The organism is Planococcus citreus, from assembly GCF_003664125.1.
Classification (GTDB): domain Bacteria; phylum Bacillota; class Bacilli; order Bacillales_A; family Planococcaceae; genus Planococcus; species Planococcus citreus.
Genome location: NZ_RCCP01000007.1, coordinates 1 through 12,748 on the forward strand (window position 1 = coordinate 1; position 12,748 = coordinate 12,748).

The 12,748-nt window shown below is 47.1% G+C and carries 13 protein-coding genes and 1 rRNA gene; 3 read left to right on the top strand and 11 right to left on the bottom strand.

Annotated elements, in window-relative coordinates; translation table 11 throughout:
- Both DFR62_RS15550 and DFR62_RS15555 read right to left on the bottom strand, forming a co-directional pair.
- Positions 1-87: ribosomal RNA gene (locus tag DFR62_RS15550) — 16S ribosomal RNA — on the bottom strand; the annotation flags it as partial.
- A gap of 425 nt (positions 88-512) precedes the next feature.
- Positions 513-1,379, bottom strand: coding sequence for a nucleotidyltransferase-like protein (locus DFR62_RS15555; RefSeq protein ID WP_121301204.1), 867 nt, complete (start codon positions 1,377-1,379; stop codon positions 513-515).
- Between the two features lie 187 nt (positions 1,380-1,566).
- Between DFR62_RS15555 and DFR62_RS15560 the strand changes: the two genes are divergently transcribed.
- The gene (locus tag DFR62_RS15560; protein ID WP_058381334.1) at positions 1,567-1,920 is read left to right on the top strand and encodes a YgzB family protein; all 354 of its coding nucleotides are present in this window, start codon (positions 1,567-1,569) and stop codon (positions 1,918-1,920) included.
- Positions 1,921-1,954: 34 nt separating this feature from the next.
- On the opposite strand, the gene perR is transcribed toward DFR62_RS15560, so the two are convergent.
- The 4 genes from perR to bcp form a co-directional block, all read right to left on the bottom strand.
- Positions 1,955-2,398 carry a peroxide-responsive transcriptional repressor PerR gene (gene perR, locus DFR62_RS15565; protein WP_058381335.1) on the bottom strand — a complete coding sequence of 148 codons (444 nt, stop codon included), beginning with the start codon at positions 2,396-2,398 and terminating at the stop codon, positions 1,955-1,957.
- Between the two features lie 179 nt (positions 2,399-2,577).
- The gene (locus DFR62_RS15570) at positions 2,578-3,129 is read right to left on the bottom strand and encodes a cob(I)yrinic acid a,c-diamide adenosyltransferase (RefSeq protein WP_058381336.1); all 552 of its coding nucleotides are present in this window, start codon (positions 3,127-3,129) and stop codon (positions 2,578-2,580) included.
- A gap of 2 nt (positions 3,130-3,131) precedes the next feature.
- Entirely contained in the window at positions 3,132-4,073 is a 942-nt protein-coding gene (locus DFR62_RS15575) for a D-2-hydroxyacid dehydrogenase (protein ID WP_121301205.1), read from the bottom strand.
- A 15-nt stretch (positions 4,074-4,088) separates the two neighbouring features.
- Positions 4,089-4,565 carry a thioredoxin-dependent thiol peroxidase gene (gene bcp, locus DFR62_RS15580; RefSeq protein WP_121301206.1) on the bottom strand — a complete coding sequence of 159 codons (477 nt, stop codon included), beginning with the start codon at positions 4,563-4,565 and terminating at the stop codon, positions 4,089-4,091.
- A gap of 118 nt (positions 4,566-4,683) precedes the next feature.
- Between bcp and DFR62_RS15585 the strand changes: the two genes are divergently transcribed.
- Positions 4,684-5,970 carry a glutamate-1-semialdehyde 2,1-aminomutase gene (locus DFR62_RS15585; protein WP_121301207.1) on the top strand — a complete coding sequence of 429 codons (1,287 nt, stop codon included), beginning with the start codon at positions 4,684-4,686 and terminating at the stop codon, positions 5,968-5,970.
- Positions 5,971-6,003: 33 nt separating this feature from the next.
- On the top strand, positions 6,004-7,089 hold the full coding sequence (locus DFR62_RS15590) for an aromatic acid exporter family protein (RefSeq protein ID WP_121301208.1): 1,086 nt from the start codon (positions 6,004-6,006) through the stop codon (positions 7,087-7,089).
- Between the two features lie 31 nt (positions 7,090-7,120).
- Here DFR62_RS15590 and nikC read toward each other — a convergent pair whose 3' ends face one another.
- The 5 genes from nikC to DFR62_RS15615 all read right to left on the bottom strand — a co-directional run bounded on the left by nikC (position 7,121) and on the right by DFR62_RS15615 (position 12,728).
- Positions 7,121-7,972 carry a nickel transporter permease gene (gene nikC / locus DFR62_RS15595; RefSeq protein ID WP_174520013.1) on the bottom strand — a complete coding sequence of 284 codons (852 nt, stop codon included), beginning with the start codon at positions 7,970-7,972 and terminating at the stop codon, positions 7,121-7,123.
- A 50-nt stretch (positions 7,973-8,022) separates the two neighbouring features.
- Positions 8,023-9,027: an ABC transporter permease gene (locus tag DFR62_RS15600; protein WP_058381342.1), complete on the bottom strand. Its 1,005-nt coding sequence runs from the start codon at positions 9,025-9,027 to the stop codon at positions 8,023-8,025.
- An 80-nt stretch (positions 9,028-9,107) separates the two neighbouring features.
- Positions 9,108-10,721: an ABC transporter substrate-binding protein gene (locus DFR62_RS15605; protein WP_121301209.1), complete on the bottom strand. Its 1,614-nt coding sequence runs from the start codon at positions 10,719-10,721 to the stop codon at positions 9,108-9,110.
- 29 nt (positions 10,722-10,750) lie between these two features.
- Positions 10,751-11,734: an ABC transporter ATP-binding protein gene (locus tag DFR62_RS15610; protein WP_121301210.1), complete on the bottom strand. Its 984-nt coding sequence runs from the start codon at positions 11,732-11,734 to the stop codon at positions 10,751-10,753.
- Positions 11,709-12,728, bottom strand: a complete 1,020-nt coding sequence (locus DFR62_RS15615; protein ID WP_058381345.1) for an ABC transporter ATP-binding protein — start codon at positions 12,726-12,728, stop codon at positions 11,709-11,711. The genes DFR62_RS15610 and DFR62_RS15615 overlap by 26 nt, the downstream gene beginning before the upstream one ends.
- Positions 12,729-12,748 lie beyond the last annotated feature (20 nt).

Here is a 12,748-nt window from a genome sequence, read left to right on the forward strand (position 1 = left end):
GAGCAAGCTCCACTATCTCCGCTCGACTTGCATGTATTAGGCACGCCGCCAGCGTTCGTCCTGAGCCAGGATCAAACTCTCCATTATAGAGTAGTATTGATTGCTCAATAGTTGCTGGCGTATCGCCGTCCCGAAAGACGCGCGATTCGCTTGATCTGCCGAAGCTGATCAGTACGTTTGCCGCGATCACTCGCGACTGTATTGTTGACGTTTTGCTGTTCAGTTTTCAAGGTTCAAATTTCCACATTGCTTCAAGAGCAACTTCTATAATTTAGCATCGCTGAGCGAAAGAGTCAAGTCTTTTTTATTATTGTAAAAAACTTAATCTGTCCGAGCGACATGTAATATCATAATACAATAGTTGCTTGATTGTCAACGCTTAAATTGAAAATATCCTCGAAGTGTTTTGAAGCATATCTATTCTTGTGCAGTATTTTGCTATTCTTTAACTTGCTATAATGAAGAAAGCTGACGGGGTGACTTCCCTGTCAGCTTTCTTCCTGTAAAATTATTTAGCGCTGGTTTGAATAATAACGATGGAAGATACCTTCGCTTTTTGTCTTTACGCCGTTAATTGCAATTAGATCTTTTTCGATTAAAAACTCAATTAGCACTTCAAGGTTGGAAGAATAATTTTTCAATTCTTCCTGTTCGTGCAATTCCTGAATCGTCCAGCTGCTTTGCTTCTCCATTACTTCACGAATATGTTGTGATCCGTCTTGTGTGCGAGAATGGATGAAGAATTCGCTGGCTAAGAATAAAAGCTCCAAGCGCTTGTCAATCGGTTCATCGCTTGAGATGAGTTCTTCGTATAATTTATAGATTGCCGGTTCCATCTTCTTCACTTGTGACCACACCGTCACTTCAGGCGGAAGCCCATTCTCAAGAACGGATAATCGAGCCAAATGATGGAGTGACTCTACCATGTGATGATACGCATCTAAATAATTTTTTTCTTCGAAGAACATTTTACCTTCTAGGTACCGGCGAATCAGTTTAGCAAACTCCAGCCCCATTTTGATTTTTCTGCCGTAGAAGGGATACTCTTTCAATTCTGTTTTGAGCTTTTCCATAAATTCATTGCGATCATATATGACACGTCCGTTAAAGAGCCAGTCGACAATTTTGCGGTTTGTTCCCAATAGAAGCCACTTGTGCAATTGCTTTTCTGTAATGATATGCATAGCTGCTTTTTTATCCATGTACGTATAATGTTTTGTGAAAACCGGTGTTTCATTTTCTTTTGTAATGATTAGAAGGATTGAATCGAATGTATCTGTAATTGGGCTGATGTCTTCTCTCTTTTCTATTAGGATGACACCGAGCGTTGTTTCCTGGCTCGCGCGTTCTTGGTATAGCGGTCTCAATATTTGTTCCATCCGTCGTCACTCCCTGCAGTCTATCTTTGTATGTTTTATGATGCCCTGTATGCTCTAGGCATGCAAATATTCTAAGGCGTTTTTCTTTATTTCGACATATTTCTCTCATATTCCTTTAACGGAATTAGCTTAACCCTTTTTGTGGACGTTTATGATATAGTATGATGGACGCAAGGAGGAACCGCTCATGAAATCTTATAAAAACAAAATCAACCGCATCCGGACCTTCGCTTTGGCATTGATTTTCATCGGCATCGTGATTATGTATGTCGGTATCTATTTCCGTAACCAACCGATTGTAATGGTCATCTTTATGCTGCTCGGTGTTGTCGCCATCATCGGAAGCACGGGTGTCTATGCTTGGATCGGCCTACTGTCGATGAAAACCGTCCCTGTACAGTGCCCGAATTGCGAGCGCCATACAAAAATGCTCGGACGTGTTGATATCTGTATGCATTGCAATGAACCGTTGACGATGGACCCTTCTCTTGAAGGTAAAGAATTCAACGAAGAATATAATAAGAAAAAGCCGCAATTATAAAAAAGAATGCCCGCCAAATCGGCGGGCATTCTTTTTATTGGGCTTTAGCTGACTCGCTATAACAATCGCGGCATGTCCCGTAGATTTCCAAACGGTGGTAATCCACCTGGAAGCCTGTTACATGGGACGCCAAATGTTCCACTTCGTCCAATCCTGGATAATGGAAATCGACAATCTTCCCACACTCGTTACAAATCATATGATAATGGTCGTGTGTGACAAAATCAAAGCGGCTTGAAGAATCCCCGTAGGTTAATTCTTTTACCAGCCCTGCTTTTTTAAAAACACGCAAATTATTATAAACGGTGGCTACACTCATATTGGGAAAGGCCTTTTCAAGCGCGCGATAAATATCATCTGCTGTCGGATGCGATGTAGAATGGATCATAAACTCCAAAATCGCATGACGCTGTGGTGTAATTCTGACACCTGTAGACTTCAACGTATCGAGTGCGTCTTTCAATTGGGCTTCAGACATCGCTGGGCACCTCACTTCGTATATATTCTTACATTGTAATCGTTATAATTAGTGTACCTAAAAAAACCTTTGCGTGTCAAGAAATCGCTATAGGACGCTAATTTTCTGTTTATTCCACTATCTAATTTTTGAATTAAAAAAGCAGCTAGGTATAGAACCCAGCTGCTTGAAGTTTCCGCTTACTCTGCGTGAAGCCCTTTTTCTTTAGAACCTAGTTGCTGGTTGACGAATCGTGCTGCGACAAAGAGAAAATCGGAAAGCCTGTTCAAATATGCCAGGACGTTAGGCGAAACGCCTTCCCCTATTGCAATAACATTGCGCTCGGCGCGGCGCACGATCGTCCGGGCTACATGAAATGCCGCTCCTGCGGGATGGCCGCCTGGCAAGATGAAGTTACTAAGTGGTTGGAGTTCTGCGTCATATTCATCGATCCATGTTTCCAGTCGAGTGATATGTTCCTCCTCAAGTTTCCATTTCACTTCTTTTCCTGCCGGGGTCGCTAATTCCGCTCCAACGTGGAAGAGAATTGTTTGGATCTGATGGAAGATTTCACAAAGAGCTTCTTTTTGCTCGAAAAATTCTCCATTCAAATGCCCTACACCGAGACCGATCATCGTATTGGCTTCATCACACGTTCCATAGGCTTCGACGAGCGGGTCGTTCTTTTTGACGCGGCTGCCGTATACAAGTGAAGTCGTTCCTTTGTCTCCTGTTTTCGTATAGATTTTCATCTTCAATAACCCCTTTTCATATCCACTGGATTTGATGGTGATTTATCGCCTTTGATCCAAGCATGTAAATTCGGAATGAAAACATCCAATGCGCGCTCGACGTATTTTCCGGAATGGCTCGAAACATGCGGGGAAATGATGACATTGTCCATCTTCCAATACGGGTGGTCTGCCGGCAGCGGTTCTTCTTCGAAAACATCCAATATGGCATAACCAATTTCGCCGCTTTCCAGCGCTTCAAGCATCACTTGGTCTTCCACCAGATCACCGCGGCCTAAATTCATGAAAATCGCATCCTCTTTCATCGCCTGGAAATGCTCTTTCTTCAATAGATGATAAGTTTCCTTCGTGCTCGGCAATACGGACAGAACAATATCAGCATTTGGAAGAACGGCTGATACATTTTCAATAGAAACCATTTCATCCATATATTCAGCATCATTTCCCGAACGGTTGCAGCCGATCGTCTTAACTCCGAATGCTTGAAGCAAGCGGCCGATTTCCGAACCGATTGCCCCAGGACCGAACAGGACGGCTGTAGAACCTGCCAGTTCGGATGATTTGGTTTTCCGGTTCCATTCCCTGTTGCGCTGGTTCTCATAAATGAATGGCAAGGAGCGTTTGAGCGACAGCAAATGGGCCAATGCGGATTCCGCCATCGGGGTTTTATGGATTCCTTTGACGTTCGAAACGATGATCCCTTTTTTTGCTATGGCCGCGTGGGGCATTTTTTCAATTCCTGCGCTTGCTACCATGATCCATTTCAGGTTGTCAGCGCTTTCGATATCTTCCGCCGTTAAATCTTCTCCGTATGTGACAACAATATCGGCTGTCGGCAAAAATGACTTGTTCTTATATAAAAAGCGGAAATTTACTTCAGGGAATTCGGCTTGAAGTCGTTCCTGCTGGTTTTCTCTTGGCACAAATGTAAATAGGACATCCATCAGATTCTTCCTCTCTCAGTCACCGCTGATTGCTTTTACAGTTTCCAACACTTCTTCGATATGTTCTTTCACTTTCACTTTGCGCCATTCCTTGATGACGGTACCTGTCGGGTCAATCAAGAATGTCGAGCGCTCTATGCCCCAGAATTCTTTGCCGTACATTTTCTTGAGCTTCCAAACCCCATAAGCTTCAGACACTTGGTGATCCTCGTCAACGAGAAGCGAAAACGGCAAGCCGTGCTTGTCGATGAATTTTTGATGGCGTTCTTTGGAATCTGCACTAACGCCCAAAATCTCCGCGTTAAGCTCCGAGAAATCTTTTTCGGCATCGCGGAAATCGCATGCTTGGGTCGTACAACCCGGCGTCATGTCTTTCGGATAAAAATAGAGCACGACGTATTTTTTCCCTGCGTAATCCGATAGGGAAATTGTTTCGCCCTGTTCATTTTGCAATGTGAAGTCAGGTGCTGCCAATCCTTCTAATGTAGCCAAACCCATCACTCCTTTTCTTTCTTCTATCGTACCGGACGGTTTCATTACTTTCAATTTCTTTGGCGTTTGCAGCTGATATTGTCTACAATAAGGAATAGATTATTTTAGGAGGCATTTTATGGATCACTCGATTTCCGAACAATTGCACCAAGAAGCGCTAGAACATATTGTCGGCGGGGTTAATAGCCCTTCCCGCTCTTATAAAGCTGTAGGGGGCGGCTCCCCTGTTGCCATGGATTATGGAAAAGGCGCCCACTTTTATGATGTGGATGGAAATAAATACATCGATTATTTAGCGGCTTACGGCCCGATCATCACAGGCCACGGTCACCCGCATATCGCAAAAGCCATTGCACATGCCGCTGAAACCGGCGTGTTATTCGGCACACCGACAAAGCACGAAGTGACATTCGCAAAAATGCTGAAACAAGCGATGCCTGCGATGGATAAAGTGCGTTTTGTCAATAGCGGGACGGAAGCTGTCATGACGACCATACGCGTGGCCCGTGCCTACACGGGACGGACCAAAATCATGAAATTCGCCGGATGCTATCACGGCCATTCCGATTTAGTGCTCGTTGCGGCTGGTTCCGGCCCCGCTACACTCGGCACACCTGATTCGGCAGGCGTCCCGAAATCGATCGCTGAAGAAGTCATCACGATTCCCTTTAACGATCCCGGGGCATTCAACGAAGCGATTAACCGTTGGGGAGACGAAATTGCCTGCATTCTCGTCGAGCCGATTGTCGGCAACTTCGGCATTGTTGAACCGGAAGAGGGATTTCTTGAAGAAGTCCATGCACTGGCGAAAGAGAAAGGTGCATTGATTGTCTATGATGAAGTCATTACGGCTTTCCGCTTCCATTACGGCGGTGCGCAGAACTTACTCGGACTTGAGCCGGACTTGACGGCGCTCGGAAAAATCATCGGCGGCGGTTTGCCGATCGGTGCATACGGCGGGAAGCGTGAAATCATGGAAACGGTCGCCCCGCTTGGACCCGCTTATCAGGCAGGGACGATGGCCGGCAATCCGGCTTCGATCCAAGCAGGCATCGCATGTCTTGAAGTGTTGCAAGAAAAAGGTGTTTACGAACGCATGGACCAACTTGGGGAACGTCTTGAATCAGGAATTTTGGCTGCTGCTGACAAACACGGCGTCACGATTACGATCAATCGTTTAAAAGGTGCCCTGACGATTTATTTCACCGATCAAAAAGTGAAAAATTACGAACAAGCGGAAGCAACGGATGGCGAAATGTTCGGGCGCTTCTTTAAACTGATGCTCGAGCAGGGCATCAATTTGGCGCCTTCCAAATACGAAGCCTGGTTTTTGACCACTGAACATACAGAGGAAGATATCGATACGTCGATCCGGGCGGTAGAGCATGCATTTGCCCAATTGTAAAAACGGATTCCTTCCTGAAGGGGGTGTTTGCCGATGAAACTCGGTGCGCGCATATTCAAAACCGGTATCGCTATATCACTTGCCTTGTTTCTGGCGACGCTTCTTGAACTTCCGACGCCGGTATTTGCAGGGGTAGCGGCGATTTTCGCCATACAGCCTTCCATTTACCGGTCATACCTGACATTACTCGACCAAGTTTACGGCAATTTGATTGGTGCTTCGATTGCCGTAATCTTCGTGTTGACGCTCGGGCCGAACTATTTGACGATTGGCGTCGCCGCTATTTTAGCGATTATCATTATGCTGAAATTAAAGCTGGAAAATACAGTTCCCCTGACATTGGTCACTTTGATCATCATTATGGACTCGCAATCGGATGACTTCCTCGTCTTCGCTTCTTTGCGATTCTTGACAGTATTATTGGGGATTTTATCGGCTTTTATCGTCAATATGATCTTTTTGCCGCCAAAATACGAAACGCGCTTGTTCCAGTCAATCCATTCCGTCAGCGAAGATGTCATACGGTGGATCCGGATTTCGATCCGCCATGCTTCCGATCATTCCTCGGTAAAAGAAGACATCGACAAATTGACCGAGAAACTGGTGAAAGTGGATCAATGGTATTCATTTTATAAGGAAGAACGCAGTTATACGAAAAAGCAGCAATATACAAAAGCACGCAAGCTGGTACTCTACAGGCAGATGATTGCCACATCGAAAAAGAGCCTCGAAGTTTTGCGGCGCTTGAACCGTTATGAAAATGAACTGCGCGACCTGCCCGAACAATTCCATATGATGGTTCAGGAACGGCTCGAGAGCTTGGCGAGCTATCACGAACAGCTTTATATGAAATACATCGGGAAAATCCGTCCGGAACATAGCGAAAGTTCAGGGCCGGACGCGGTGTTGAAACGCAATGAAGTCATGTCGATTTTCGTTAAGGAAATCAATCTATCGACTGAAGTCGAAGAAGACGAATTTTCGGTTTACCATTTGATGCATGTCCTCTCTGCCCTGCTTGACTACGAAGAGCATTTGGAGCATTTGGACTTGCTGATCATCGCATACCATAATTACCATAGCGAAGAAGTCGACAGCGATATCGAAAACGCCATATAAAAAACGCCCGGAAAATTTCCGGGCGTTTTTCTTATGATTTCATTCGTGGGTCGAGTGCGTCGCGCAACCCGTCTCCCATTAAATTAAAGCCAAGTACGGTCAACATAATCGCCACACCCGGGAAAATCATCGTCCACGGGGCATTGGTCAAGTACGAGCGGGAATCGGCCAGCATCTTGCCCCATTCCGGGGAAGGTGCCTGCGCCCCGAGCCCGAGAAATCCGAGTGCCGCCGCTTCAATGATCGCTGTCGCAATCGCGAGCGTGCCTTGGACGATAACCGGCGCCATGGAGTTTGGCAAAATATGCGAAACCAAGATGCGGTTGTCTTTCATGCCGATCGCTTTCGCTGACATGATGTATTCGTCTTCCTTGATGCTCAATACCTTCGATCGGATCAAGCGCCCAAAGTTCGGAACGTTGATGATGGCAATCGCAATCAATGCATTGCGCAATGACGGCCCAAGAACCGATACAACTGCAATCGCAAGAAGGATACTCGGGAATGCCAACATGATATCGAATAGCCGGGAAATAATGGTGTCGACCCAGCGCCCGTAATAGCCCGCCAAAATACCGAGAATACTGCCGACAACTACCGAGCCGATAACCGCCAGGAATCCAACCCATAGCGAGATGCGCGCTCCGTATACGACACGCGACAAGATATCACGGCCGAAATCGTCTGTACCCATCCAATGATCGCCGGAAGGAGGCAGAAGCCGCTGGGAAAGATTTTGTTCATTGATGCCTTGAGGTGTAAATAACGGACCGAAAATCGCCAAAAGAATGAAGAAAATGACGATGCCCATGCCGACGACCGCGACTTTACTTTTGCGGAATCCACGCCATGCCTCTTTCCAAGGACCGGCGACTTTTTGCATTTCCTGCTTGTCTGCTGCTGCTGTTTCAGCCAATATGCTCCTCCCCCTTCCTAATCATATTTGATCCTCGGATCGACCAAGCCGTAAAGCAAGTCGACGAAGAGATTGATCATGACGAATATAAATGCGACGACTAGAATGCCGGATTGGATAACCGGATAATCGCGGAAACCGATCGCTTCATAGATATAGCGCCCAATGCCTGGCCATCCGAAAATGGTTTCGGTCAAAATTGCGCCGCCGAGCAATAAGCCCATCTGCAAACCGATAATAGTCAATACAGGAATGATCGCATTTTTTAATGCATGCTTGTAGACGACCCAGAACATTTTGACGCCTTTAGCGCGAGCGGTCCGGACGTAATCCGAACGCATGACTTCAAGCATTGAAGAGCGTGTCATCCGTGCGATGATCGCCATCGGAATGGTGGCTAGCGCCGTGCCTGGAAGCACCAAATGCTTCAATACGGTCGCCAATTGGTTGAAATCGCCTTGAATGATAGTGTCCAACACATAAAAATTGGTGATGTTATTGATTGGGTCCCGGACGTTTTCCCGGCCAGTCGTCGGCAATATGCCGAGTTCAATCGAGAAAATCCATTGGTTCATGAGGCCAAGCCAGAAGATTGGCATGGAAACACCGATCAAAGCTAGCACCATCGCTGTGTAATCGAACCACGAGTTTTGGAACCATGCAGAGATGATGCCCGCATTAATGCCGATGACGACGGCAATGATGATTGCGAATAAAGACAGTTCAAATGTCGCTGCTAGATATGGCCAAATTTCTTCCGAAACAGGTGAACGGGTACGCAGTGAATCCCCCATGTCGCCTGTAACCAGGCCTTTTAAGTAATCGAAATATTGGATGTACCAGGGATTATCAAGCCCCAGACTCGTCCGTAATGCTTTAATTGCTTCTTCGGATGCTTGTTGCCCAAGGATGACTTGTGCGGGATCGCCTGGAATTGCCCGGATGATCATAAAGACGATAAACGTCATTCCGAGTAAGACAGGAATCAATTGCAAAAGCCGCTGCCCGATATAGTGAAGCATCTTCTTCACCTCTCCATCTCAATTGCATTATGTATTGAAAAGGGGGAGAAATCAGTATGACCTCTCCCCCAAAGAAACGCCTACTCCAAATCTACTGAAGACAATTTGTCAGAGCCAGTTGGATGCGCTTTAAAGTCGATTACGTTCGTCCCACCTGCAAGAAGCGGTGTAGAGTGCGCAAGCGGTACCCATGGCGCGTCTTCGTGAATGATTTCCTGTGCCTGCATGTATAATTCGTTGCGGGCATCTTCATCAACTTCTGTTTGAGCTTCGATTAATAGATCGTGAAGTTCTTGGTTTTCGTAGTATGTGTAGTTGTTTGAACCAATGTTGTCTTGGTCAAGCAATACATACAAGAAGTTATCCGCATCGCCATTATCGCCTGTCCAGCCAAGAAGGAATGCATCCGCTTCTCCCGCTGCCGCTTTTTCGAGGTATGTTGCCCACTCGTAAGAAACGATTTCAGCTGTAATGCCGACTTCTGACAAATCACTTTGGATCGCTTCTGCTACTTTTTGGCCATCCGGCATATACGGACGTGGAACCGGCATTGCCCATAGTTCCATTGTGAAGCCATCTTCAAGTCCAGCTTCAGCCAGAAGTTCTTTCGCTTTTTCAGGATCGTATTCATAGCCTTCAATGCTGTCGTTATAACCGCTGATTACCGGAGGCATCGGGTTTTTCGCGACTTCTGCACGGCCTTCGAAGAATGAATCAACAATCGCCTGACGGTCGATCGCGTGGTTCATCGCCTGACGGACTTTCGGATCATCAAATGGCTCACGAGTAGTCGTCAATCCAAGGTAGCCGACGTTCATCGACGGACGCTCGAACAATTGAAGATTTTCATCGTTTTCGATTGTTTCTGAATCTGATGGCGTGATGCCGTCAGCCAAATCAATTTCGCCAGACAATAATGCATTCAAGCGAGCTGAGTTATCTGGAATTGCACGGAACACGACTTGGTCGAGTTTCGGTTCTCCATCTACCCAGTAATCATCGAATTTCTCGATTGTTACCGTGTCGTTGCGCTGCCATTCAACGAATTTGAATGGGCCAGTTCCGACAGGGTTGTCGCCGAATGATTCGCCGGCTTCTTCAAATGCTGTCGGTGATGCGATGCCGAACGGGCTCATGGCCAAGTTTTTCAAGAATGGCGCTTGAGGACGTTTTAATTTGATAACGACTTCGTAATCACCAGTCGCTTCAACAGATTCGATGACGTGTTCTTCTTCGTCGCCAAATCCGCCAAACATTGATTTATAGTACGGGAATTGGTCTGCATCTCCAGCAGCCCAGCGTTCAAAGTTTGCGACAACTGCTTCTGCGTTGAAATCCGTTCCATCATGGAAGGTGACGCCTTCTTGCAATTGGAACGTATAAGTCAAGCCATCTTCAGAAGCTTGCCAATCGCTGGCAAGACCTGCTTCAATTTCTGTGTCCTGCTCTCCGAAATTGATCAAGGTATCGAAGATGTTTTTTGTTACTTTGAAAGATTCTCCGTCTGTAACCGTGATCGGATCCAGTGAAACCGAGTCGCCGCCGCGGCCGAAGATCAGGACTTTTTCGCCGCCTGATTCTGAATCTCCGCCTTCTCCGCCTGACTCCGAATCACCGCCTGAACAGCCGTAAAGCGCTGTGGACAGCAAAAGCAGCATCAGGAAAGCGATTGATACAATTTTCTTTTTCCCCAAATTAACCCCTCCGTTTTGTTTTTTTATTATCATTGCGGCCTGCATTCCTCATAAAGGTGGCAAGCTACAGAATGACCTGGTTCAACTTCCGCGAAACGCGGAATTTCCTGCGAGCAGATATCCATTTTGAATGGGCAGCGTGTATGGAAACGGCAGCCTGATGGCGGGTTGGCCGGGCTCGGCACATCCCCTTTGATCACCACTTCTTCGCGGACAAAATCAGGGTCCGGGACGGGCACTGCCGACAGGAGCGCTTGCGTATATGGATGAAGCGGCTTTTCATACAGGCTTTCTGTATCCGCAAGCTCCGCCATATTGCCCAAATACATGACGCCCACACGGTCGCTGATATGGCGCACGACACCCAAATCATGGGCGATGAATATGTACGTCAGTTTTAAATCGCGCTGCAGATCCTGCATCAAATTGAGCACTTGCGCTTGAATCGATACATCAAGCGCTGAAACCGGCTCATCGGCAATGATCAGTTTCGGGTTGGTCATGAGGGCGCGCGCGATGCCGATGCGCTGGCGCTGGCCGCCGCTGAATTGGTGCGGATAGCGTTTAGCATGGTAGCTGCTGAGCCCGACGATTTCGAGAAACTCGTGCACTTTGCGTTTGCGCTCTTTCGGGTCGCCGATATTATGGACATTCAGCGGCTCCATCAAAATCTTTTCGATGCTGTGGCGCGGATTGAGTGACGCGTACGGATCCTGGAAGACCATCTGGATATCGCGTCTGGCCTTACGCATTTCAGATGCTGACAAACTGGTCAATTCCTGGCCATCAAACGTCACTTTGCCTTCTGTCGGATCGAGCAAACGCATAAGCATACGCCCGGTCGTCGACTTGCCGCAGCCCGATTCGCCGACGATTCCGAGCGTTTCGCCTTCATTTACATAAAAAGAGATGTCATCAACTGCTTTGACCTGCCCTTTGACACGGCCGAACATGCCGCCCGTAACCGGAAAATATTTCTTTAAGCCTTCAACTTTCAACAACGGTTCTGTCATGCGACTCGGCCTCCTTTGGATCGAATAGGAAACAGCGCGTCTTGTGGTCTTCTGCCGTCTGGTATAATGCCGGGTCTTCCACTCGGCAACGATCGAAAGCAAATTCACAACGTGCTGCGTATTTACAGCCTACTTTGATCGATCCCGGTTTTGGCACGTTTCCTGGAATAGAGTATAGCCGCTCTTTCTTGAAGCGCATATCGGGTACGCTTTCTAGAAGGCCGCGGGTATATGGATGCTGCGGATCATTGAAAATGGTATGTACTGGCCCTTCTTCGACCACTTTGCCCGCGTACATGACTACGACGCGTTCGCAAGTTTCTGCGACGACCCCAAGGTCATGGGTAATCAGCAAGACGGCGGTATCGAGCCGTTCATTTAAATTCTTGATCAATTTAAGGATCTGCGCTTGAATCGTCACGTCGAGTGCCGTGGTCGGTTCATCGGCGATCAGCACTTTCGGGTCGCACAATAAAGCCATCGCGATCATGACGCGCTGGCGCATGCCTCCCGATAATTGGTGAGGATAATCATTAAGCAAAGCTTCTGCGCGTGGCAAGCCGACCAGCTTCATCATTTCGACAGCGCGTTCCTGAATTTGGCTTTTCGACCAATCCTTTTTATGAATCTTCAACGCTTCGCGCAATTGATTGCCAATGGTAAACAAAGGATTCAGTGAAGTCATCGGCTCCTGGAAAATCATCGCTATATCGTCGCCGCGAATCTGGCGCATTTCTTTATCGGATAGTTTTGTTAAATCCTTATCTTGGAATAAAATTTCCCCGCTGACAATTTTCCCTGGAGGACTTGGCACCAGCCCCATTATGGACAATGAGGTAACACTTTTGCCGCAGCCTGATTCCCCTACGATGCCGAGTACTTCTCCCTGGCGGATATGGAAATCCACGTTGTCGACTGCCGGTACTTCTCCATCATCAGTGAAAAAGGAAGTGCGCAGCCCTTTCACATCCAAGATGGTTTTACGTTCGTCCATAGAGATCCTCCTTCTTCATT